Source organism: Streptomyces sp. W1SF4, from assembly GCF_003950035.1.
Classification (GTDB): Bacteria; Actinomycetota; Actinomycetes; order Streptomycetales; family Streptomycetaceae; genus Streptomyces; species Streptomyces racemochromogenes.
Genome location: NZ_CP034350.1, coordinates 2417224 through 2439946 on the forward strand (window position 1 = coordinate 2417224; position 22723 = coordinate 2439946).

General features: G+C 70.6%; 23 protein-coding genes and 1 tRNA gene. 12 read left to right on the top strand and 12 right to left on the bottom strand.

Translation table 11 applies throughout. From position 1 onward, the window contains the following. Nucleotides 1-87: 87 nt before the first annotated feature. Together D1J60_RS11270 and D1J60_RS11275 are read right to left on the bottom strand one after the other, a co-directional pair. Entirely contained in the window at nt 88-732 is a 645-nt protein-coding gene (locus D1J60_RS11270; protein WP_125821011.1) for an MAE_28990/MAE_18760 family HEPN-like nuclease, read from the bottom strand. An 11-nt stretch (nt 733-743) separates the two neighbouring features. Continuing rightward, nucleotides 744-1847 (bottom strand): DUF262 domain-containing protein, encoded by a 1104-nt coding sequence (locus D1J60_RS11275; protein ID WP_125821012.1) that lies wholly within the window; start codon nt 1845-1847, stop codon nt 744-746. A 522-nt stretch (nt 1848-2369) separates the two neighbouring features. Here D1J60_RS11275 and D1J60_RS11280 point away from each other — a divergent pair. Continuing rightward, nucleotides 2370-2708, top strand: coding sequence for an antibiotic biosynthesis monooxygenase (locus D1J60_RS11280; RefSeq protein WP_125821013.1), 339 nt, complete (start codon nt 2370-2372; stop codon nt 2706-2708). 98 nt (nt 2709-2806) lie between these two features. On the opposite strand, the gene D1J60_RS11285 is transcribed toward D1J60_RS11280, so the two are convergent. After that, nucleotides 2807-3205, bottom strand: coding sequence for a nuclear transport factor 2 family protein (locus D1J60_RS11285; RefSeq protein WP_125821014.1), 399 nt, complete (start codon nt 3203-3205; stop codon nt 2807-2809). A gap of 106 nt (nt 3206-3311) precedes the next feature. Between D1J60_RS11285 and D1J60_RS11290 the strand changes: the two genes are divergently transcribed. Beyond that, nucleotides 3312-3857: a GNAT family N-acetyltransferase gene (locus D1J60_RS11290; RefSeq protein ID WP_241253224.1), complete on the top strand. Its 546-nt coding sequence runs from the start codon at nt 3312-3314 to the stop codon at nt 3855-3857. Between the two features lie 222 nt (nt 3858-4079). Here the strand turns inward: D1J60_RS11290 and D1J60_RS11295 are convergent, their stop codons facing one another. Both D1J60_RS11295 and D1J60_RS37220 read right to left on the bottom strand, forming a co-directional pair. After that, complete coding sequence (locus D1J60_RS11295; protein ID WP_125821015.1) at nt 4080-6128, bottom strand: MFS transporter; 2049 nt, start codon at nt 6126-6128, stop codon at nt 4080-4082. Between the two features lie 949 nt (nt 6129-7077). Then, complete coding sequence (locus D1J60_RS37220) at nt 7078-7242, bottom strand: hypothetical protein (RefSeq protein ID WP_164720884.1); 165 nt, start codon at nt 7240-7242, stop codon at nt 7078-7080. Nucleotides 7243-7288: 46 nt separating this feature from the next. On the opposite strand from D1J60_RS37220, the gene D1J60_RS11300 reads away from it, so the two are divergent. Both D1J60_RS11300 and D1J60_RS11305 read left to right on the top strand, forming a co-directional pair. Then, the gene (locus tag D1J60_RS11300; protein ID WP_125821016.1) at nt 7289-8098 is read left to right on the top strand and encodes a peptidoglycan-binding protein; all 810 of its coding nucleotides are present in this window, start codon (nt 7289-7291) and stop codon (nt 8096-8098) included. Between the two features lie 132 nt (nt 8099-8230). Next, entirely contained in the window at nt 8231-8929 is a 699-nt protein-coding gene (locus D1J60_RS11305; protein ID WP_125821017.1) for an HAD-IA family hydrolase, read from the top strand. Nucleotides 8930-9123: 194 nt separating this feature from the next. Here D1J60_RS11305 and D1J60_RS11310 read toward each other — a convergent pair whose 3' ends face one another. Next, nucleotides 9124-9705, bottom strand: coding sequence for a TMEM165/GDT1 family protein (locus tag D1J60_RS11310; RefSeq protein WP_007263871.1), 582 nt, complete (start codon nt 9703-9705; stop codon nt 9124-9126). A gap of 548 nt (nt 9706-10253) precedes the next feature. Between D1J60_RS11310 and D1J60_RS11315 the strand changes: the two genes are divergently transcribed. The 4 genes from D1J60_RS11315 to D1J60_RS37695 all read left to right on the top strand — a co-directional run bounded on the left by D1J60_RS11315 (nt 10254) and on the right by D1J60_RS37695 (nt 14064). Then, the gene (locus D1J60_RS11315) at nt 10254-10928 is read left to right on the top strand and encodes an HNH endonuclease family protein (RefSeq protein WP_125821018.1); all 675 of its coding nucleotides are present in this window, start codon (nt 10254-10256) and stop codon (nt 10926-10928) included. 98 nt (nt 10929-11026) lie between these two features. Further along, on the top strand, nt 11027-12688 hold the full coding sequence (locus tag D1J60_RS11320; RefSeq protein WP_125821019.1) for an alkaline phosphatase D family protein: 1662 nt from the start codon (nt 11027-11029) through the stop codon (nt 12686-12688). A 103-nt stretch (nt 12689-12791) separates the two neighbouring features. Continuing rightward, entirely contained in the window at nt 12792-13406 is a 615-nt protein-coding gene (locus D1J60_RS11325; protein ID WP_125595442.1) for a VTT domain-containing protein, read from the top strand. 172 nt (nt 13407-13578) lie between these two features. Then, nucleotides 13579-14064, top strand: a complete 486-nt coding sequence (locus D1J60_RS37695) for a hypothetical protein (RefSeq protein WP_125821020.1) — start codon at nt 13579-13581, stop codon at nt 14062-14064. An 11-nt stretch (nt 14065-14075) separates the two neighbouring features. Here the strand turns inward: D1J60_RS37695 and D1J60_RS11335 are convergent, their stop codons facing one another. The 3 genes from D1J60_RS11335 to D1J60_RS11350 all read right to left on the bottom strand — a co-directional run bounded on the left by D1J60_RS11335 (nt 14076) and on the right by D1J60_RS11350 (nt 16317). Beyond that, nucleotides 14076-14306: a DUF2277 domain-containing protein gene (locus D1J60_RS11335; RefSeq protein WP_125595440.1), complete on the bottom strand. Its 231-nt coding sequence runs from the start codon at nt 14304-14306 to the stop codon at nt 14076-14078. Between the two features lie 7 nt (nt 14307-14313). After that, a complete protein-coding gene (locus D1J60_RS11340) occupies nt 14314-14955 on the bottom strand; it encodes a hypothetical protein (protein WP_241253225.1) in 642 nt (213 codons plus the stop codon). A 300-nt stretch (nt 14956-15255) separates the two neighbouring features. Beyond that, nucleotides 15256-16317 (bottom strand): HNH endonuclease, encoded by a 1062-nt coding sequence (locus tag D1J60_RS11350; protein WP_125821021.1) that lies wholly within the window; start codon nt 16315-16317, stop codon nt 15256-15258. Between the two features lie 834 nt (nt 16318-17151). Between D1J60_RS11350 and D1J60_RS11355 the strand changes: the two genes are divergently transcribed. After that, nucleotides 17152-18381, top strand: a complete 1230-nt coding sequence (locus tag D1J60_RS11355; protein WP_125821022.1) for a hypothetical protein — start codon at nt 17152-17154, stop codon at nt 18379-18381. A gap of 230 nt (nt 18382-18611) precedes the next feature. Here D1J60_RS11355 and D1J60_RS38840 read toward each other — a convergent pair whose 3' ends face one another. The 3 genes from D1J60_RS38840 to D1J60_RS11370 form a co-directional block, all read right to left on the bottom strand. Continuing rightward, the gene (locus D1J60_RS38840; protein ID WP_347147187.1) at nt 18612-19322 is read right to left on the bottom strand and encodes a DUF6009 family protein; all 711 of its coding nucleotides are present in this window, start codon (nt 19320-19322) and stop codon (nt 18612-18614) included. A 212-nt stretch (nt 19323-19534) separates the two neighbouring features. Next, on the bottom strand, nt 19535-19717 hold the full coding sequence (locus tag D1J60_RS11365) for an HAD hydrolase-like protein (protein ID WP_241253226.1): 183 nt from the start codon (nt 19715-19717) through the stop codon (nt 19535-19537). A gap of 211 nt (nt 19718-19928) precedes the next feature. Beyond that, nucleotides 19929-20003 (bottom strand) — tRNA-Val (locus D1J60_RS11370). A gap of 106 nt (nt 20004-20109) precedes the next feature. Between D1J60_RS11370 and D1J60_RS11375 the strand changes: the two genes are divergently transcribed. From D1J60_RS11375 to D1J60_RS11385, 3 genes are all read left to right on the top strand, one after another. After that, nucleotides 20110-21354 carry a hypothetical protein gene (locus D1J60_RS11375; protein WP_241253227.1) on the top strand — a complete coding sequence of 415 codons (1245 nt, stop codon included), beginning with the start codon at nt 20110-20112 and terminating at the stop codon, nt 21352-21354. Nucleotides 21355-21928: 574 nt separating this feature from the next. Next, entirely contained in the window at nt 21929-22465 is a 537-nt protein-coding gene (locus D1J60_RS11380) for a DUF4383 domain-containing protein (RefSeq protein WP_125823972.1), read from the top strand. 9 nt (nt 22466-22474) lie between these two features. Then, complete coding sequence (locus D1J60_RS11385) at nt 22475-22687, top strand: zinc ribbon domain-containing protein (protein ID WP_125821025.1); 213 nt, start codon at nt 22475-22477, stop codon at nt 22685-22687. Nucleotides 22688-22723: the final 36 nt, after the last annotated feature.

Here is a 22723-nt window from a genome sequence, read left to right on the forward strand (position 1 = left end):
GATACCGCAGGCGCATCAAGGCGCGGCCGCGAAATCCACGATATCCACCCTCCCATCGACCCTTCCTCCACAAAAAGGAATCCAACATCACCGCATTCGAAGGAAAGAGCTGTCCCGAGCCGCATCAAGAACCTGATTCGCAAACATGTCCAGCAGAATTCGCACGGTTTCGATTCTTTCAGCGACATCCGCAGACCTGAAGGGGACTAGCTCCCCATGTGCGATCTGATTTCGACTGAATACCAATTTTTCATCGATGAAAGCCTGCCGGGTGGAGTAGAATTCCAGATAAGGGAGCCCAATAGATCCGACAATGTTTCGGAAAACCTCTGACGTCAAGTTGCTCTCAGTATCAACAAGCTTGGCTGGATCGACGAAAAATGTCGCCCTTCTATCCAAGTCTATCTTGTCCAATAATTCGGCAAGAAAAGGTATCCGCACACCCTTCGACGCCCGATTCAGGTGAGTCTGTACATGTGCTGCCTGAAAACACGGCTTCAGGTCAAGGACGGGAACCTTGCAAGAATTTACGTACTCCACATAGAGCTTACTGACCTGCTTTACAAATCCCTCCCAATGCGCGTAGGCCAGGACGATCGAGGACCGGCACAAAACCGACTCCTGCGAGGTATCCCGATGAGATCCGTTAACCATGATGCTAAGACGCGAAAGCTCGGCTTTTCGATGCGCCAAGCCCTTCTGGGTCTTTTCGGCGAACTTCTGGAGGTCCAAAAGACGCTCCGTCAGCTCGAAAAAAGCTGACGACCGAATGGGATTGTCCTCTTCATCCTCTGGTCGCCACGAACACCTGTCGCACGGCCAGCCGAGAACTGAGGATTCGACCACAGGACTCTCTGCTTGCCTCCGATATCGCTAAAATTAGACTTTCGCCCGGGAAGGTTGTACGCAATCCCGAGGGCCAATACCTCGAATGCGGTGAGCGAGAAGTATCCTTCGGGACGGCTCTTTGCGTAATTCCACCGCCGGAGCAAGTCAGCACCACCCGATTCCGCAAGAATCTCGAACGTCCGCGTGAAAACGCTCATCTCCTCCTCCAGCCGACGAGGCGAGAGGTCGGCAAAGTTTACAAGTTGCTCGGTGAGGAATTCTCCGATGTTACGGATGGACGACAAGCGGGGCTCTGGAATCGAGTGGAGGAGAGTGAATCGGAGAGCGAGCTCCATGTGGTACCGTTCGTCGAGAAGCCTCTGCGGCATGTCGAGAACTTCAAGGAAGTTCCGATCGCTAGAGACAGCGGTGAGCCACTCGAAGTGAGGCTTGCTCATACTGACGAGCAAGCAATTGCGAAGCTCTTGCTCCGTCGCAACCGACCCAAAGGAATTCAAGCGCTGAAATAGGTCATACTTTGCCCTATTGTCGCTTTCACGCTTAATGATCTTCATGTCAACGCGAGCACGCTTGAAGTCCAGCCTCTGCGTTGGAGTCAGAGACTTCTCGGCCCCCTCGACCGCGTCGTATGAGCACCCATCCAAGTGGGTTAGAAACGGGGCGTCAATGCAGATGAGAGGATCAAAAAGTTCTCCCTCCTCTCCTCGCAGGATCCCCATGAACTGAAAAATGGTTGACAGCCTCTGCACTCCGTCGACCACATCCCAGATTCCTTTGTCATTCTGAGCGACGAAGATGCTAGGCAACGGGATACCCAGAAGTACGCTCTCGACCAGGCGGCTCTTCTGTCCATCCCTCCACCTGAAGATCCGCTGGAATTCCGGGTGGATGTCTATTTCGCCGTCGCGGTAAAGATTTGCCAACTCGCCGATCGACATGGGATAGGAATCCGTGGCAATCTGACGCCTGTACATTTCAATCTGGTCTTCAAGAAGCACTGCGCGCTCCCCCCGCGTGAAGTGTCGTCCGTTAAGGCTGCGGAGAGTCTAGCGCTCAAGGCATACGAACTTGTCTTAATCCTCCAAGTCCGTGCCGCATCACTCGCCGCCGCGGTTGTCCTGCAGTCCTCTGCAGGAGCCGTGCCACGAGGTGCAGCAGGGGAAGCAGAGCAGCTACCCCCGCCGCCTGGTGGGCCGGTGGGGGCGCCACGATGAGGCGATGAACCTGGCAGCTGTGGCCCTGATAGGGGCGCCGGCAGCGGTGATTCCAGCTTCGATGATCATCATCCTCCAACCCCGGTCTGCGGAAGCTCGGGTCGCAACTGGACTTGCCGGCGTCCTCGAAGTGGCAACGCGTCGCCCACCCCGTCGAGCGGCGAGCCGGGCGGACCGGTCGCGCTGCGCCATCGGGGGCGCCCGGGAGTCGTCCTCACGACGCTTTGACTGGCGGATAGAGGAGACTGCACGTACGTGATCAAGGCTAGGTGCAGTGCCCGGCCTGTGTTTCCTGAGAGGTGCCACGTGCCGAGCATCGTGAAGATCAACGTGCTGACCGTCCCGGACGAGCAGCGGGAGCTGCTGGAGCAGCGGTTCGCCTCGCGGGCGGGCGCCGTGGAGGGTTCGGACGGGTTCGAGTGGTTCGAGCTGCTGCGGCCGATCGAGGGTACGGACCAGTACCTCGTGTACACCCGGTGGCGATCCGAGGAGGACTTCCAGGCGTGGATGGAGGGTCCGATGAAGGCGGCGCACCAGGGCGGCGGCGCGGGCGGCGCCGGCGGTGAGCGGCCGAAGCCGGCGGCTTCCGGGTCGCAGGTGTGGTCGTTCGAGGTCGTACAGCAGGCGGCGCCGAAGAAGGCCTGACGCCTCCGGTCGGTGCGAGGTGCGCGGAGGGGCCCGGGGCGCTTCACCCCGGGCCCCCTTCGTCTTCTCAGGCCGCCTCGGGCCGCCCTCGGGCCGTCTCAGGCGGCCCAGAAGGCGTCGCTCTCGTCGATGTCCTGGGTGCACTGGTCGATGTCGGTGATCTTGCCTCCGACGATGGTGAAGAAGAGCCCTTCGTGGATCTCGATGCCCCGGTCGCCGCGGTCGCCCTGGGCGACGTGCACGGACATCGCGTGGCCGCGGCCGTCCACCATGACGTTCTCCAGGCGGACCCGGAAGGTGCCGTTGGTCTCCTCCCCGAAGCGGCGGTAGAGATCGAGGACGGCCTCCCGGCCCTTGTGGTGCCCCGAGAGCATGTTGTTGCCGGGCACGTGGTGGATGACGTCGGCCGTCATCAGCGTGCCCAGGGTCTCCATGTCGCCCTTGCCGAAGGCCTCGTAGCCGCGGCGGATCAGGGCACAGTCCGGATGCTCCGACATGACGGTTCACACCCTCCGTTTGTGCGATTTACGTCTTTCCTCATCATCGGCCCGTGCCTGTGGATATTCCACGCGGGCCATCAGGGAGGCGTCGGACAATGACGCCATGGACAGAAACACGATCATGACGACAGGAGCCACGCCCCCAGGGAACAGCAGGTGGGAGGTGGTGGCCGAGCCCTTCACCACCCCGGACGCGACGGTGCTGCGGCGGGCCTACTACGCGGAGGTCGCCGGGCGGTACTGGAAACGGTCCGTCACCGAGGCCGAGATCGACCAGGGGATGCTGGACTTCCCGGCCGACGAGCTCCTGCCGCCGACGGGGCAGTTCATGGTCGGCCGGCTCGACGGGCGGCCGCTCGCGTGCGGCGGCATACGCCTGCTCGACCCCGCCACCGCCGAGCTGACCAGGGTGTACGTGGACCAGCGCGCCCGCGGCACCGGCGGCGGGGCGGCCCTGCTGGCCGCGCTGGAGGAGGCCGCCCGCGGGCTGGGCGCCACGCGGATGCGCCTGGACACCCGTTCGGACCTTGTGGAGGCCCGCGCCCTGTACGCGCGCCACGGGTACCGGGAGATACCGGCGTACAACTCCGGGCCGTACGCCCAGCACTGGTTCGAGAAGACCCTCGACCCCGTGGCATCCGCGCCCTAGGGTCTGTCGTCAAACTCCCGTCGTCGCCCGGAGGGCGGCCCCGCGGCTCCCCCAGCTACCGCTGGGAGGTGCCCCCAGGTGCGTGCTCTCGGCGCGCCGGGCGGAAGCCCGCGTACTGGACGTACTTGGCTTTCGCCCGGTGCGGCGAGAGCGCGTGCCAGGCATCGCGGGGCTGGGGGCACCTCCCAGCGGTAGCTGGGGGAGGGAGTTTGACGACAGACCCTAGCGAGCGGAGTGGTCCCGGCGGGGCAGGGCGTCGTAGGGCTCCTCGGCGTCGGATCCGCAGAGCTCCCGGTTGAGTTCCTCGACCAGCTTGATGAGGTCGGTGGGCCGGTCGGGACCCCACCAGTCGCCGAGCAGCTCGGCCAGGGACTCCTGCCGCGCCTGCGCGAGCCTGCCCGCCACCTCCCTGCCCCGGGTGGTGAGGACGAGCCCGAGCCCGTCCCGGGTGGCCAATCCGCGCTCCTCGGTCTGGCGGGCGGCGTCCGTGACGATCTTGAGCGGGATGGCGGTGCGCTCCGCCAGTACGGCCGGTTCGACGGAGCCGTACTTGTTGATCCGCAGCAGCAGCCAGCTGGCGGCGGGCAGCAGGTCGTAGCCGGCCTTCGCGGTGATCTTCTCGTAGACGTGGCGGCGGCCTTCGCGGGTGCCGAGCAGGGACAGCGCGCGGGCCACCTCCTCGTGCGAGGAGCGGTGCACGGGGTTGGAGGCGAGGGTCTCCGTCACATCGGGCGCGGTGACGGACGCGCGGAGCTTGTCCTCCTTCAGGAACCAGGAGATGACGAAGGCGACCAGGACCACGGGCACCGCGTAGAGGAAGACGTCGGTGATCGCGGAGGAGTAGGCGTCCAGCACCCTGGGGCGCAGTGCGGGCGGGAGCGCGCCGATGGCCCGGGGATCGGCCTCCAGCCGGGCGGGCGTCGCGGTGGGCGGCAGCGGGACTCCGGCGAGGGCGGCGTCCAGCTTGTCGCCCAGCCGGTTGGTGAAGACCGTGCCGAAGATGGCGACGCCGAAGGAGGCGCCGATGGAGCGGAAGAAGGTGGCACCGGAGGTGGCGACCCCGAGGTCGGCGTAGCTGACCGCGTTCTGCACGACGAGGACGAGCACCTGCATGACCAGTCCGAGGCCCACGCCGAAGACGAAGAAGTAGGCGCTCGTCTCCCAGTCGGAGCTGGTGCGCTCCAGCTGGTGCAGGAGCAGGAGGCCGACGGCGGTGACGGCCGTGCCGGCGATCGGGAACACCTTCCAGCGGCCCGTGCGGCTGACGATCTGCCCCGAGAGGGTGGAGGCGATCAGCAGGCCGAACACCATCGGCAGCATGTGGACGCCCGACATGGTCGGTGAGACGCCCCGCACGACCTGGAGGAAGGTCGGCAGGTAGACCATCGCGCCGAACATGGCGAAGCCGATGACGAAGCTGATCACCGAGCAGAGGGTGAAGGTGCGGATCCGGAACAGCCCCAGCGGCAGGACGGGTTCGGCGGCGCGCCGCTCGACGAGGAGGAAGGCGACGAGGAGGACGGCCCCGAGGACCGCCAGCCCGATGATCCGGGTCGAGCCCCAGCCCCAGGTGCCGCCGAGGGACGCGACGAGCACGAGGCAGGTGGCGACGGAGGCGATGAGGAAGGTGCCGAGGTAGTCGATGGTGTGCCGGGAGGAGCGGACCGGGATGTGCAGGGCGGCGGCGATGACGACGAGCGCGACGAGACCGATGGGGAGGTTGATGTAGAAGACCCAGCGCCAGGAGAGGTGGTCCACGAACAGGCCGCCCAGCAGGGGCCCGAGCACACTGGTCGCACCGAAGACGGCGCCGAAGAGCCCCTGGTACTTGCCGCGTTCGCGGGGCGGGACGATGTCGCCGACGATCGCCATCGACAACACCATCAGTCCGCCGCCGCCGAGGCCCTGCAGGGCCCGGTAGCCGATGAGCTGGGGCATGTTCTGGGCGAGGCCGCAGAGGGCGGACCCGATGAGGAAGATGACGATGGCGGCCTGGAAGAGCTTCTTGCGCCCGTACTGGTCGCCGAGCTTGCCCCACAGGGGTGTCGCGGCGGTGGACGCCAGCATGTACGCGGTGACCACCCAGGACAGGTGCTCCATGCCGCCGAGGTCGCTGACGATCGTGGGGAGGGCGGTGGAGACGATGGTCTGGTCGAGTGCGGAGATCAGCAGGCCGAGCAGCAGCGCCCCGATCGAGACGAGCACCTCGCGTGAGGCGTGCTCGGCGGCGGGCTTCGGGTCCACGGCCGACGCGGTCACGTCCTGAGCCATCGGCACCTCCTCAGGCAGGATCAACATCTCCATCCTGAGCGGTGTGTCCGGTTATGGCCTCTCGGAAGGGTTGGGTGGGGCCAAAGGGGTCTGCATAATCGCTGGCAGTGTCCAGGGAGGGGTACCCAGTGAGCGCAGAGCGCTGTCCGGAATGCGACGCCGTGGGCGTCGGCTGCGAGTGTGGGCGGGGCGTGGGATTCAACCCTCTGCGCATCCGCCCGTACGTGGCCATGCCGGAACCCGACCAGAGCCCCCCGCCACCCCAACCGGTCCTGGGCGCCCTGACCCCACCGAACGCACCCCCCACCACCCCCTTCCCCACCCTCCCCCCGAACCCGGCCCACGCGGAGCCCCCGACGTCCCCACCGGGAAGCTTCGCGGCCCCACCGACCCCGACGGGAAGCTTCGCGGCCCCACCGACCCCGACGGGAAGCTTCGCGGGCCCGGCGACCCCGGCGGGGGCCGCCCCAGGCAGCCCGGCGGGTTCGGCGACCCCGGGCGGCCCGTCGGCGGGCCCCCCGGGAAGCTTCGCGGCCCCGGTGGGAGCCTCCTCGGCGCCGGCCGACGGCACGGCGCCCCCGGCCGGAGCAGCCACAAGCAGCCCGGCGGGCCCGGTAACCCCGGGCGGCCCGTCGGCAGCTCCGCCGGCGGGCCCCGCGGAAAGCTTCGCGGCCCCGGTGAGAGCCTCCTCGCCCCCGGCCGACGGCACGGCGCCCCCGCCGGAATTCTGGGCTCCCCAGCCCGCCGCCCCCACACCCCCGCCGGGCAGCCCGAGGCCTGCGACCGAAGCCCCACAGGGCCCGACGGGAGCCTTCGCCGCGCCGGACGAGTCCTGGGCAGGCCAGCCGGGCGTCCCGACATCTCCGCCGGGCACTCCGACGCCCCTGGCCGATGCCCCGCAGAACCCGACAGCCCCGACAGCCCCGACAGGAGCCTTCGCGGCCCCGGCTCACGGCATGGCGGCCTCGGCGGAGTCCTGGGCGGCCCAGCCGGGCGGCCCGACGCCCATGGCCGCAGCCCCCGCGGACGCCTTCGCGGCCCCGGCCGACAGCCAGACGGCCCTGACGGAGCCCTGGGCGCCCCAGTCCGGTCTGCCAACGCCCCCGCCGGGCACTGCGACACCCGTAGCCGACGCCCCGCAGGGCCCGGCAGGGCCGTGGATGGCTCAGCCCGGCGGACCGGCACCCGTAGCCGACATCCCGCCGGGGTCGGCCGGTCTGCCCGCGTCCGACGGTGACGAGGCCCCGACCGCCATACTGGCGCCCGTCCCGGCCGGACCGCCGGCCGAAGACCCCGTCACCCCGGCGTTCGGAACACCCGCGCCCGTACCAGTACCGCCGACGGAGCAGACGGTGCAGCTGCGGGCCGTCCCGCCGCGCCGGCGCGGCGGCGGCGCCGGGCAGCCGCCGCGCTCCCGGCGGCTGCCGCTGCTGGCCGCGGCCGGTGCGGCGGTGGCCGTCGGCGCGGTGGCCCTGGCCCTGGTGATGTTCACGGGGTCCGACGGGCACGACGCCGCACTGGTGGATCCCAAGCCGTCGTCGCCCGTGACCGAGTCCGCCCCGGCCGGCCCGTCGGAGGCGCCGTCCGCCCCGACGGCGAGTTCCTCCGCACCGGCCTCGCCCTCCCCCTCGGCAAGCGCCTCCCGCTCGGCGTCCGCGTCCGCCTCCCCCAGCGCGTCCCGCTCGGCCTCGCCCTCCCCCTCCGCGTCGGCGGGGACGAGCCGCGCCCCGAGCCCCACCGCCCCGGCGAAGCCCGTACAGGCCGCGACGCTGCGCCGCGGTGACTCGGGGCCCGAGGTGGAGAAGCTCCAGCGGCTGCTGTCGGAGCGCGGCATGTACCGGGGCAGGGTCGACGGCCGGTACGGCCGCAGCGTGGAGGGGGCGGTGGCGAGCTTCCAGATGGAGCACGACGTGTACGACGACGAGTTCGGCGTCTACGGCCCGGCGACCCGCCGCGCCCTGGAGGGATAGGTCACTCGCCCCACGGTGGCGCGCACCCCGCCGGGTTTTGTATCGTGAAGAAACAAAGTGGTTCCGTCCGCAATCCCTGACCGGTGGACGGAACCGCTTGTTCTCTTTAGCCGCCCGTCTGGAGCCCCGCCGATGCCGGCCAGCACCACCACGACCACCACCCCCGAGTCCTCCACCGTCCTCACCGCCCGGGCACTGCTCCTGGACATGGACGGGACCATCGTCAACTCCGACGCGGTGGTAGAACGCTGCTGGCGGGAGTGGGCGCTGGAGCACGGGCTGGACCCGCAGGAGGCCCTGAAGGTGGTCCACGGCCGCCAGGGCTACGCCACGATGGCGATCCTGCTGCCCGAGCGCCCGATGGAGCTGAACCACGCCGAGAACGCGGTGATGCTGGCGCGCGAGACCGCCGACACCGACGGCGTGGTCCCCGTCGCGGGCGCCCCGGAGTTCATGGCGTCGCTCGCGGGCCTGCCCCACGCGCTGGTGACCTCGGCCGACGCCGCCCTGGCCGAGGCCCGGATGGCGGCCGCCGCTCTCCCGATGCCGCAGGTGCGGGTCACCGCCGAGTCCGTCGGGGCCAGCAAGCCCGACCCCGAGGGCTTCCTCAAGGGCGCCGCCGAGCTGGGCGTGGACCCGGCCGGCTGCGTCGTCTTCGAGGACTCCGGCGCCGGTATCGCGGCGGGCCTGGCGGCCGGCATGCGCGTGATCGGCATAGGCCCCCGCGCCGCCGAGCACGGCCCGACGGCCCACGTCCCGGACCTCACCGCGGTCCGCGTCGCCCCCGCCGCCGACGGCACCCTCCGCCTCACCCTCACCCAGCCCGCCTAGACAGACCCTCTGCCTCAGGACCGGCGCACGGCGCTCGTCCCGGCCGGGGCCTCGCAGGGGACGCCGTAACCCGCCCACCTGATGCGGAACGGCGGGCCCGCCCCCTGACGCGGACCGCCCGCCCCCCTGGCACGGCGCGGACGGCGCCGGCCAGCCCGCCGCCCCGCCCCCGCCCCCGCCGGGACCCGGCCGGGTCAGCCCGCGATGGCCTCGTACAGCGAGAACGCGGCCAGTGCCGCCATGACGGCCGCCGCGACCTTCGTGATCAGCCGCAGCGGTACGTACTTCATGAGCGTCCGCCCGCCCAGGATGCCGATGCCGGCGACCGCCCAGAGCGCCAGCACCGCGCCGAGGCCGACGGAGAGCGGGTTGTCGTACCGGGCCGCGAGGTTCGCCGTCATGATCTGGGTGAGGTCACCGAACTCGGCCACGAGGATCAGCATGAAGCCGGCCCCCGAGACCTTCCAGAAGGACTGGTCGGCGGGCGGCTTGACCTCCTCGTCCTCGTCGTTCTTCTTCAGGAGCAGCATGGCCGCGCCCGCGAGGAAGAGGACGCCGACGACGGCCTGGACAAGCCGGTGCGGCAGGAGCGTGAGCACGCTGCCCGCGGCGATGGCGAGCGCGACGTGCACGGCGAAGGCGGCGGCGACGCCCGCGAAGACGTAGGAGGCTCGGTAGCGGGTGCCGAGCATCAGGCCGGCGAGGGCCGTCTTGTCGGGGAGTTCGGCCAGGAAGACGACGCCGAAGGCGATCGCGAGGACGGTGAAGCTGAACACGGGGTGAAAACCTCGATCGGTCGGTCGGGCAGGACGCCGTGGGACCGAGAGACCTGGGGTGTTTCAGGGGTCGCTTCGGCTCAGCGGCGCCCTGGGAGGCGTGAACACGTCACGCGCCACGCATCAGCATGCGTCGCACGCGCCGCACCACATGGACAGGGCACTGCGGCCGAAGGTCTCGCTGGCCGACCGCTGACGCGGCCTGCCTCCGGGCGCCGGCTGGGTGACCCAGCAGTATGTCGACGGTCCGGCGAAGAGCTACTCCCCTTCTGCTCCGTCCAGGGTACGTGACGGCGCCCGCGGGACGAAGGCGTCCGTTATGTGAGCTTGGCCCCACTCCAGCTCCGCTCCACCGCCGGTCCACCTCCGCCCCGAGAGCCGGAATCTCAACTTCCCTTTGAATCCGGGGCATTGATTGCCTTGATGTGACGTGCCCATGTCGGCAATCTGTCACCTGGTGCCCGTCCCAGCGACATCTGGCGCCGCCACCATGGCCGCGCCCCGCCGGGGTCCGCACGGCCACCACCCCCCGCACCAGGGAGCCCTCCATGGCCCTCATAACCACCCGCACGCCCTCCGTCTACGCGCGTCGCATCGGGCGCGCCGGCGTCCTCGCGTCCGCCGTCGCCCTCGCCTCCCTCACCTCGCTGGTGAACGCCCCGGCCGCCCTGGCCTCCCCGCCCGCCCCCATCAGCGCCGCCGAGGCCCGCTCCTACCTCGCCACGGTCACCCCCGCCGCCGAGGGCTCCCTCACCGGCTACAGCCGCGCCCAGTTCCCGCACTGGAGCACGGTCTCCGGGACCTGCAACACCCGCGAGACGGTCCTCAAGCGCGACGGCGTCAACGTCGTGACCGACTCCTCCTGCGCCGCCGTCAGCGGCAGCTGGTACTCGGAGTACGACGGGGCCACCTGGACCGCCGCTTCCGACATCGACATCGACCACATGGTGCCGCTCGCCGAGGCATGGCGCTCGGGCGCCAACTCCTGGACCACCGCCCAGCGCCAGCAGTTCGCCAACGACCTGACGCGGCCCCAGCTCATCGCGGTCACGGACAACGTCAACCAGGCCAAGGGCGACCTCGACCCCGGCAAGTGGCTGCCGCCGCGCACCGCGTACCGCTGTACGTACGCCCGCATGTGGGTCCAGGTGAAGCAGTACTGGGGCCTGAAGATGGACTCCGGGGAGAAGACCGCCCTGGTGAACGTCCTGAACGGCTGCTGACGCCGAGTTTTCACCCTGCCTATCCCCCGCGAGGGGGAGGCCGGCCCCCACTCCGCCCCGTACCGTGATCGAAAGGGCTTCCGAGGAGGGGGAATTGGATGGCCGGGCTGCGACTGGGACCACTGCTGCGACACGTCGACTGGGACACGGGCGACTCCGCCACGATATGGGTCGAGGCGGACCGCCCGTGCACCGCCGAGGTGCGGTGCGCCGACGGATCCGGCGGCAGCGCCCGCACCTTCCAGATCTCCGGCCACCACTACGCGCTGGTGCCGGTCACCGGCCTGACACCGGGCACGGCCACGGCGTACGAGGTACTGCTCGACGGGGTCCTCGTCTGGCCACAGACCGGCGGCGGCTTCCCGCCGAGCACCATCACCACGCCCGCCGTCGGCGGCCGCCCCGGACGGCCCTCGCCCGGACTGCGCGTCACCTTCGGCTCCTGCCGGCAGGCGGCGCCGCCCGCCGACCGCCGCGGACCGCACGGGGCCGACGCCCTCGACACCCTCGCGGCGCGGCTGGCCCGCGACCCAGCCGAGGTCCGTCCGGACGTCCTGCTGCTGCTCGGCGACCAGGTCTACGCCGACCACCTCTCGCGGGAGACCCGCGCGTGGCTCGCCGCCCGCCGCGACCTGCGGGAGGCACCGGGCGCGCAGGTCGCGGACTACGAGGAGTACACCCGGCTGTACTACGAATCCTGGCTCGACCCCGAGATCCGCTGGCTCCTCTCCACCGTCCCCAGCCTGCACGTATTCGACGACCACGACGTCATAGACGACTGGAACACCAGCGCGTCCTGGCTGGCGGAGATGCGGGCGACGGCCTGGTGGCCGGAGCGGGTGCTCAGTGGGCTGATGTCGTACTGGGTGTACCAGCACCTGGGCAACCTCTCCCCCGCCGAACTCGCGGCGGACGCGCTCTACGCTGCCGTACGCGCCACCCCGGACGGCACCGACGCGCTGCGCGCCTTCGCGGCCGGGGCGGACGCCGACCCGGCTTCGGCGCGCTGGAGTTACCGGCGGGACTTCGGCCGGACGCGGCTGCTGATGGTGGACACCCGGGCGGCCCGGGTGCTCGCCGAGGACGGCCGGGCCATGCTCGACCCGGCCGAGCAGCTCTGGCTCCGGGAGAACGCCCTGGAGGGGCACGGGGATTACGACCACCTGCTGATCGGGTCCTCCCTGCCGTGGCTGATGCCGCCGTTGATCCATGACGCCGAGGTGTGGAACGCCGCGCTCTGCCGGGGCGAGCGCGGGCCTCGGTGGGCGCGGATCGGGGAGGACCTGCGGCGGCGCAGCGATCTGGAGCACTGGGCGGCGTTCCCGGCCTCGTTCGCCGCCCTGAGCGACCTGATCGAGGAGGTGGGCACCGGCCCGAAGGCCCCCGCGACGGTGTGCGTACTGTCCGGGGACGTCCATCACGCGTACGTGGCCGAGCCCCGAATACCCAGCACCGCGAGGGTGTTCCAGCTGACCTGTTCCCCCGTGCACAACTCCATCCACACGGCGGTGAAGTGGGGGTTCCGGCTGGGCTGGTCGCGGCTGGGCCGGTGGCTGGGGCGCGGCTTCTCCCGGCACGGCCGGACGGGCCGGCCGCCGGTGACCTGGCGGCGTACGGGCGGCCCGTGGTTCGGCAACCAGCTGATGACGCTGGCGCTGGCGGGCCGGAGCGCCCGGCTGCGGCTGGACCAGGCCCGGTCGGGCCGCCCGGGGGCCCGACTGGTGACGGTGCTGGACCGGGAACTCACCGCCGCGGAGTAGGGCGGCCCGCCGCCGCAGCGGTGGCGGGCGTACGCTGTATGGCTGTCAGCCGCCCCTGCCGCTCCCCGCGACGACGCGGCGCCTCGGACGGGGGAGTCCCGCTTTGCTTGAGACTCTGGGGTCGTTGACCGCGAGCCCCTGGATCTACGCCGCGGTGGCGGTGTCGGTGCTGCTCGACGTGTTCCTGCCGGTGCTGCCGAGCGGAATGCTGGTGATCAGCGCCGCCGCGGCCGCGGCGGCGGCCACCGGCCCGTCGGCGGAGGTCCCGGACATCCGGCTGCTGCTGGTGGTCGCCGCGACGGCCTCGGTGCTGGGTGACATGGCGGCGTACCGGCTGGCCCGGCGCGGCGGTGCCCGGCTGGACCGTGCCGTCGCCCGCTCGCGCCGGCTGACCCGGGCACAGGAACGCCTGGGCACCGCCCTGGCGCGGGGCGGCGGCGCACTGGTGGTCCTCGCCCGCTTCGCCCCGGCCGGCCGCTCGGTGGTCTCCCTGGGGGCGGGCCGGACCCGGCGGAAGGTGACGGAGTTCCTGCCCTGGTCGGTGCTGGCGGGCATGAGCTGGGCGAGCTACAGCGTGTCGCTGGGCTGGTTCGGCACCCAGTGGCTGGGCGGTACGGCCTGGCTCGGCACCGCGGTCTCCACGGTCGCCCTGTTCGCGGGCGGCTCCCTGGCCGCCTACCTCGTGCGCCGCCCTTCCCCGGACCCGGCGCCGGCGTGACACACCGGCGGGGCGCCTCACGTCCCCCGGAGGGAGCAGCCCAGTCACCCGTTCACCCGGCACCGATCGCCGCCCCACCCCCGGGCTTCTAGCGTCCGGAGAACGGCGCGACCGAACGCGTCGACGTCCGGCCCTGGCCGCGCCGTTTCGACGAGCCCGAGGAGCCCCCTCCATGTCCCCCACGCGCCCGCGCAACCGGCGCCGCCTGACCGGGATCGCGGCCGCGGCACTCATCGCCGCGACCGTCACACCCGCCTCAGCCGCCCCCTCCGCCACGGTCTCCCCGGGCACCGTCGCGCCCGGCAGCCGCGTCACCCTCACCGTCGACGGCTGCGACAGCTCGGCCGCGCGGGCGTCCTCCCGCGCCTTCGGCGACGTCTCCCTCTCCCCGGCGAGCCGCGCGTACGGCTTCACCGGCTCCGCAACCGTCTACCGCGACGCCGCCGCCGGCTCCTACCCCGTGACCTTCGACTGCGGCGGCAGCGGCCGCCGCGTCACGGTGACCCTCACCATCAGCCCCGGCGCCGCCCGCGGCGGCCTCGGCGGCAGCATCGACGCCATGAGCCCGGCCCGGATCGCCCTCGGCGGCACCCTGGCGGCCGGCGCGCTCGGCACCGGCGTCTGGCTGCTGCGCCGCCGCTGGGCCCACGCCCGCTGACGGCCGGCCGGTCAGACCGCCGCGGCGGACGTCCGGCCCCGGACCTGCACCCCGTCGAGCAGCGCGGCGGTCGCCTCCGCGACGGCGTCCACGGCGGCGTCGAACACCTCCTGGTTGTGCGCGGCCGGAGCACGGAAGCCGGACACCTTGCGTACGTACTGGAGCGCGGCCGCCCGGATCTCCTCCTCGGTGGCCTTCTCGGGGATGGCGGGCGGGCGCAGGGTCTTAATGGAGCGGCACATACCTCCACTATGGCGCGGACGGCGGCAGCTCGGCCCCGGAAAGCTTCATGATGAGCGCGGCCTGCAGCCTTGCGCGCAGCACCGGGTCGGCTACGTCCTCCAGGAGCCCCATCGCCTGCTGGGTGCTCTCCGCGGCCCGCCGGTCCTCGCGCAGGGCGGCCGTCTGGGCGGCCATGTGCCGCAGGGCCAGGTCCGCGCGCCGGTGGAACAGCTGCCCGACGAGGGTGACGACAAGACCGACGGAGCTGGTGACCACCCCGAGGTAGGCGTCCCCGGCGTCCTCGGCCTTCCACACGGCAAGCCCGACCCCGAAGAGCAGCACGGCCGCACCGACCCCGGCGAACAGCTGGCTGGTCGCGAAGCTGCTGCGCGCCTGCGTCAGCCCGTAGGCGTAGTACTCCACCAGGATCGGGGTGAAGTCGTCGTGCCGGTCCCCCAGCTCGGCCGGCGCCCCCCGGTGCGCCCCGGCGTCGACCAGCCGCGGCTCGCCCTCGTCCCGCGGCCCGCCGCCCAGCCCCGCGAGGAGCCTCTGCCGCTCGGCGTCCCGCTCCCGCTCGAACCGCGCCCGGCTCATCACCGCAGCCGTCAGCAGCCCGAGCCCGGCCACGCCGAGCCCCACGACCCAGACCCACTCCGCCGCGCCTGCCACACCTTCCAGTTCCCCGCCCCACCGCGCGGGAAACCGGCCCGGAACCTAGACTGACGAACGCCCGACCCTTCCGGCCCCCAGGGAGCGACACATGGCCAAGCGAGGAAACAAGAAGCGCGCCCGCAAGAAGAAGAAGGCCAACCACGGCAAGCGCCCCAACGCCTGAACCGCGAACCCAGACACACAAGAGGCCCCCGACCGCAACCGGTCGGGGGCCCTCGCGTTTCGAACCGCCGACAACCTTGTGAGTTCGTCCGATGACGGCCGAGCACCCCGACGGCTCCGGCAGTGGCTGTCAGATCACGGGTTCGGCATCTGCTCGTCAGCCGCCCTGCGTGGCCGTGCGATGGCTTCCGCGGCACGCCTGTCAGCTGCGTGCTTTCGCTCGATGGAGGCCCGCAGCTCCTCAGGGGTCGGCCATGGCGCCCGCCGATGGATCATACGGTGACAGTTGGCGCATATGAGAGCAAGATCGCTGAGCTTGGTCCGCCCCTCGCCCGCTTCGTGCAGTGGCACGACGTGATGGCACTCGATGTACCCGGCGCCGCGGTCGCCGTAGACCTCCTCGAAGTCGAACGCACACGCCTCACAGGCCAGCCGCCCACCGCGCTCAATTACAGAAGCGATCTTCTTCTTCCGCAGGCTCTTGTTCCGCTCGCGGGCGTGGTGCCGGCGCATGAGGAGCCGTCCCTCGGGAGCGCTGTAGTCGTCGAACTCTTCGTCCTCGATCGGGGGAAGACTCTGCAGCTCGCCGCTCACGATGCCCTGCCGAATGAGCCGAGCGGCCTCGGCCATCTCGTCGGGCCGGTCAAGGAACTCCATCAGCACCGCAACATCCAGAGCGCCGCCGTTGGTGGGCTTGCCCTGGTACTCCGGATGCCGCGTGGCAATATCGAACGTCTTGCGTGCCACTCCGTTCGGGTTGCGGAACTTCTCGTTGCGCTCCGCCTCCGCGTAGATGGGAAGCAGCTGCAGCAGGCCGGACAGCTCGACCACCCTGGCGTCCTGAGCGTCCAGCCCCTTCCAGCCGTTCTCCATCACGAGCTGACAGGCAAGGATGATCTCGTCGCGAGCCCAGTCAGGATTCTTGACCGCCTTGACCTGGAAGCCTGCCCGCTTCAGCCACGCCGCGGCATGCTCCTTGCCTCCGCTGAACTCATCTGGTCTGAGGGCTCGCCCCTGATCCCATTGGTGCGCCACGCCCGCTATGGCTTTGGAGTCGTACTCCCGCCCGTCGTGCACCACAACGTACGAGCGCGCCTCGCCAAAGCCGTACTGCGCCAGGAACGCTTCCCGACCCAACTCGTCGTACTCCGCAATGGCCTTGAGCACGGATCCATGTGTGATCACTCCTCTGTGCATGGCGGCAGCGTACGGCCCACCAGGCTGACCAAGAACGAACGGCTTCACGACCGAACGTCCCCGTTGGGGTCAGCCGTGGACGCAAAAGACCCCCCGCCATGATCGGCGGGGGGTCTTCTTGCTGGTGGGCGTGGACGGTCGAACCGCCGACATCTGCTTTGTAAGCTCGCCCAGGGGCAACCTGTCACGGGCTGATCCCAGGATGCGGAGCCTCTACGCGGCTGCTCGCGAGTGCCACGGTCCACCCACGTTGATGTCAGCTACGGATGTCAGCGGTCGGTCACCACCAAGACCACTTCTTCTTCCGAAGCACCTGCTTCTTCGCCTTGGCTTCCGCCGCCTCGCGGTCCACCACCCCACGGGGCGTCCACTTGCCTTGATGCTGGTAGCACTGACCGCTGCCTACGATGGCCGGCCTCGCGCACCGGCCACCGCCCTTCTTCGCAGCTCCACACTTCGGCTGGCTCACTCCCTCGTGCCTCCTTTCCCCTGACCACACGGACGCTGGCAGCGTCTCGCTGGCTATACAGACTGGGAAGGCGCACACGGGAGCACAGCAGGGCACACGGCTCCGGAGGGCCCGTGCGTCTCGCGCGTTCCAGCAGGTCAGCAGGGTAGGGGTCGGCGGAAGGAACATGCCAGTCCACGAATAGGCCACACAGGCAGGATCATCCTGCGTGCAGGATGAGGCAGGTGGAATCAGTCGGTCGATCGGAGGCGGGAAGGGGCCGGGAGTAGTTCACCTCACCAGTCGCTCCAAGGCATGCCTCAGAGGACCGACACTTCGGCATCATCGAGGGAGGGAAGCGACCAGTACAAGGAGACGGGGGCAGGTTGCACACCCAGCGCTTTATGGAGATGGCCGGCGAGATGATGCGCTCGGCTCTAAAGGCATGGCGAGGCGGGAACCGTTTGTTTGCAGCTCTGCATGCGGGTATGGGGGCCGAGCATGCTCTCAAGGCGATTCTCTGCCACCACGATCCGCTGCTCATCTCCGCGCACGGTGACCGTGCGTTGAGGTTCCACGCTCTAGGGTTCAGCGGTGAGAGGGGCGTCAAGCCTCTGGAACAGGCCCGCACGATCGGCATGGCGGAGGCGTTCAAGGACGCTGAGGTTGTGATGCGTGGCCAGATGCCAGTAACACTCGAATCCTTCACGCCAGTGATGGACGCCCGGAACGGCATCGCTCATCTTGCCCACCACGACCCGGCCACTGGGGAGCATGTGGTCGCCACAGCACTCAAGGTGGCGGAGGCCGTACGAAAAGTGTTGAAAACGCCGACGCGTGACTTCTGGGGCGACTACGTTCACGTCTTTGGCGACCTTGCGCAGGTCGCGGCTATGCCCGACCTTCCGGAGATCGACCTGCAGAGGGCCGCAGAAGGCCTTGCCCAGGTGGAGGCGGCCGAGGCTGAGCACGCGGCGCGGGAAGTTGTTCGTGCCGTGGCTGCCACGGCGAGTGAGGCGATCACCCAGACCCCACTCTGGGGTGATCCTCTGGGCACCAGCGAGGCTGCCAAGAGTGCACTTAACGTAGCCCGCCGAGCCATCGTTTCGGCTGCCCTCTATACGACTGCCACGCGGGCTCAACGCGCAACATCGGCGCTCTTGCGGTCGTACGGCTATCTGTCGCGCAGGGAGCCGACCGCTCCCGTGTCGGCGCATGATGCGGTGGCTGTGAAGACCCTCGTGGCGCGTGAAGTCGAAGGAGCCTTTGCGTCTGCGCTCCCGAAGGAGTTGCAGTACATCCTCACGGCCCCCTCCAGCGACGTGATCTGGCGCCCGCGCCTGTATGAGCCGTCGGCCTACGGCATGAATCTCTCCCGTTGGGAGACGTGCCCCGCGTGCCCGGCCTGGGGAGATTTCTACGGATACCTAGAGCCTGGTAGGTGCAGCGACTTCGAGTGCAATGCGGGTGGGTCCTACTGCGGGCAGCACGACGAGGGACCTCCCACGACGGCCCACGCGCGAGCCTACGTTTGCCCGATGTGCTGCCTGGTTCTCGACACTGACCAAGAGCTGGAAGCGGCCTACATGGAGATGGTGTCTCTATACGAAGGCTAGCAAGTTCATGTGCCCTGGCTCGCTCGTGCCCGAGCCAGGGCACATGGCTTACGCCCTTCGAACCGAAGCAACTCGGGCGGGTCTCCGCATTGGGCTGGAGTGTCTTTACACCTGCCTTGATGCTGCGCACACGGTCGCACTTGTCCGCCGCTGTTCGTCGGCGTTGTCTCTCAGTTAGACACTCACGACCGGCACGGATGGGGCATGGCGAAGCCACACCGACTGATGGTTCACGGGAGCTTTCCACCCCAAGCTCGCTCCGTCAGCTCGCCCCAGACGCCAGGGGCTACTGTGCGGGGGTCTACTGCTTCGGTAGGTGCACCCGTGCTGTACACCCCGTCTGGCTGCTCAGAACGATCATGCTCCTTAACCCAAAAGACGCGGCGCGAAAACATGCCAGGGGCACCGTCGGAGTTGGGGGCGTCTTGCTTCAGAACCGCGTAGCCGACTCGGCGCCCTGCGTGGCCACGCCAAGAGACAGGCCGTCGCCGAGTGCCGGCGTTGTCCACCACAGTCTCGCGGACGTAGTCGAACGACTCGACGTCCTCCGTCCACACGATGTCGTCTTCGTGCCCGATGTCCCCGTGTCGATTCTTCACCCTGTACCCCTCCCGAAGATCTCTGAATGCGGAGCCTTCCCAGGCTGGCATAGCTGAGGGGGCGATGGGGCTGGATGGCGCAGATAGGCCGCTAGCCCACCCGCCCCCAACTCCCATCCCGTCTGCCGTCGACCCACACGCATGTGGAGCGGGCGCGGTGCCGGGCGTCCAGGTGGAGCGCCCAACTGGACGTACGACCTGGACGCCCGGTGCCGTGGCTGCTCGGCTTGTCCTGGGTCGATGGCAGACGGGATGGGAGTTCCCCGCCTCAGCCCCATTCGGCCGGCACTCGCCAGCGGCGCCCCCGCCATCCCGGAGTCGGAGCGCCCCCGCCGGAGGCATGTCGGTGAGGGAGGGATCCTGCGGCCCGTAGAGCTCGCCTCATGCCTTCGGACCTATCCCGTCTTGCAGGGGCGGGCGTCGGCGCAGCGCGCGCGGAGCGGGCCGAAGGCAGGAGCGTCGCGCGGAGCGGAGCCGGAAAGCCCGCCCGGCGGAGCGGAGCGCAGCCGGGTGCTTGATGAGGTAGAGAAACCTGTAACAGCTCCGCGTGACTCCTACGGCGAAGCCGTGGGGAATGCCTGCGCGATGGCGTGCATGGTGTCGGTGATGGCGTCGGCTCCGGCTTCGGCGAAGAGCGGGGGCTTGTTGGCGTAGGCGATGACCGTTGCGCCGGCGGCGTGAGCGGCCTGAACGTCGGTGAGCGAGTCACCAATAAGGGTGCAGTCCGCTACCCCCACCCCGCGCGCTCCGCCGCCCTCATGATCGGGAATGGGTTGGGCTTCATCAGGTGTGGGGGCTGCCCGACCGGCGTCCGGCTATACCCCCGCCACCGCCTGACGGCATGGACCGGCTGCTCAGGACCCGGCGCGGTCGTCCCTGACCGTCCCCGATGATGTCAGCCGTGGATGCAGAAGACCCCCCGCCATGATCGGCGGGGGGTCTTCTTGCTGGTGGGCGTGGACGGTTTCGAACCGCCGACATCTGCTTTGTAAGAGCAGCGCTCTACCCCTGAGCTACACACCCGTGGACGAGTGGACAGCCTACATGCAGGGCGGACCCCCCACGCAATCTCGTTCCCTTGGGGGAGAATGGACCGGGGCACGGGCGGACGGGGTACGGGAGTGGGACTGTGACGACGGCATCCCGGCGGTGGTTCGGCGGGCGGGACGAGGGTCGGCGGGCGGATGCGCAGGCGGCCAAGGACGCCGCCGCGGCCGCGTTCTACGAGCTGGACACCGCGCAGCGGGATCTGCGGATCTCCATGGAGACCATCGCCGCCGCGGACGGGTCTCCCGCGGCGCGGCAGGCCGCCGAGGGGTTCGCCGCGCTCGGGCGGCGGATCGACGAGGTCAGCCACGCCTACATCGAGGCCGTCGACGCGCACGACCTGGACCGCGTCGACCTGGAGGGCTCCGTCGCGGCGCAGGCGCGGCAGCAGCTGACGCGGGCGCGGGACGAGCTGGTGCGGGTCAAGGGGGAGCTGGAGCGGTTCGCGCAGGGGCTGCAGCCGCTGCTGGACAAGGCGGAGACGCAGCTGGCGCGGGTCGCGCCGGCGCGGGAGCGGGCGCGGGCCGCGCTGCTGGCGGCGAGTGACGCGCTGGACGCGGCTCGGGCCGGGGGGATGCGGGCCGACGACCTCGCGGCGCGGCTGGCGGCGCTGGGGCCGGAGCTGACGAAGCTGAACCAGGGCGCGGCCCTGCACGGGGTGCAGGAGACGGTGCAGCGTGCCGACCGGATCCTGCGGGACGCGGAGGCCGTGCGGGCCGAGGCGGCGCGGCTGCCGGAGCGGGCCGCGGAGATCGACCGGCGGCTGGTGAGCCTGCGGACCCGGGCGCAGGCGCTGCGCAACCGGGCGGACCGGGTGGATCCGGTGCTCAGCGAGCTGAGGCGCCGTTTCAGCGCGGCCTGCTGGCAGGACCTCCAGCACGTCCCCGACCAGGCGGTGCGGGACGTCGCGCAGGCGGAGGACCGGCTGGCTGAGGCCGCCCGGGCGCGCGAGGAACAGCGCTGGGCCGACGTAACGGCACTGGTCGAGGCGGTGCGGGCCGCGCTGGACGCCACCGACGAGGCGGTGTCGGCCGCGCAGGACCGGCTCACACGGCTGGAGGCGGTGGCGCGGGACCCGAAGGCCGAGGTGGAGCGGACCCGCTTCGCGATCCGGGACGCGCAGCGGCTGGCGATGGCCGGCCGGAGCGTGCCCGATCCGCGGCACGCCCGGCCGCTGGACGAGTCGGTGGCGCGGATGGAGCGGGCGCTGGCCGGGCTGGAGGGGCGGCACCCGGACTACTGGCACTTCCTCCAGGAACTGGAGCAGGTCCGGGCGGCGGTGGCCCGGGTGGTATCGGACATCCGCGGCGAGCGCGCGGTCGGGTAGCGAGGCCGCGGGCTGCGCGCGGGCGGGCGGGGAGGTGCGGGCTGCGCGCGGTCGGGTAGCCAGGGCGCGGGCGGCGCACGGTCGGGCAGGCGCAGGCGGCGGGCGGGCGGGCGGGCGCGGCCGCGGTCGGGCAGGCGCAGGCGGCGCGCGGGCGGGCGGGGAGGTGCGGGCTGCCCGCGGCGGGGTAGCCAGGGCGCAGGCGGCGCGCGGTCGGGCAGGCGCGGGCGGCGCGCAGTCGGGCAGGCGCGGGCGCAGGCAGGCGGGCGCGGACGGGCAGGCGCGGGCGGGCGGGGCCGCGGGCGGCGGGGCGGTGCGGGCTGTGGGCGGTGGGGTGGCCTGGGCGGGGGCGGCGGCGGATGCTGGAACGGAACAGAGGACTGAGGAGGGCGCCATGGCTGCCCACACGTTCCACCGTCCCCGCACGCGCCGGCCGGCTCCCCCGGTACCCCACGAGCCGTACGTGGCGCACGCGGCGTACGGGTGCACCGAGCCGCACGAGCACTACGCGCCGTACGTGCCGCACGAGCCGTACGGTCCCCCGCCGGAACGGCAGGGGCCGCGCCGGCTGGAGCGGATGCTGCACCCGGTCAACGCCCGGCTGGACGAGCACCTCCCCGCCGACCACAAGCTCAGCAAGGTGTACCGGATCGGCGCGGGCCTGACCGGGCTGCTGCTGGTGGCCTTCGGCATCCTGGGCCTGATCGACCGGATCGGCTTCTTCGACACGGGCGGCGACACGGTGCTGGCCCTGAACACGAACGGCGCGCTGAGCGTGCTGTCGATCCTCATCGGCGCACTGCTGTTCGCCGGGATGGTGATCGGCGGGACCTTCGCCTCCACCCTGAACATCGTGCTCGGGATCGCCTTCATCGTGAGCGGGTTCGTCAACCTCGCCCTGCTGGACACCGACCTGAACTTCCTGGCGTTCCACATCCCGAACGTGCTGTTCAGCTTCGTCGTCGGCGTGATGCTGATGTGGTTCGGGATGTACGGGCGGGTGGGCAGCGCCCTGCCGCACGACAATCCGTACTGGCGCGCCCGCCACCCCGAACAGGCGGCGCGCGAGACGCGGGTCCGCGAGGGATTCCGGTCGGGCCGCCCCACTGCGTAGCCTGTGCGCATGCCTCGTTACGAATACCGCTGCCGGACCTGCGACGACACCTTTGAGGTCAGCCGGCCGATGGCCGAGTCGTCCGCGCCCGCCGACTGCCCCGCGGGGCACGCCGACACCGTCAAGCTGCTCTCCGCCGTCGCCGTCGGCGGGACCAGCAGTGCCCCCGCGCCCGCGCCCGCCGCCGGGGGCGGCTGCTGCGGCGGGGGCGGCTGCGGCTGAGCGGGCGCCGGGCGCCGGGCACTCGGCACTCGGCAC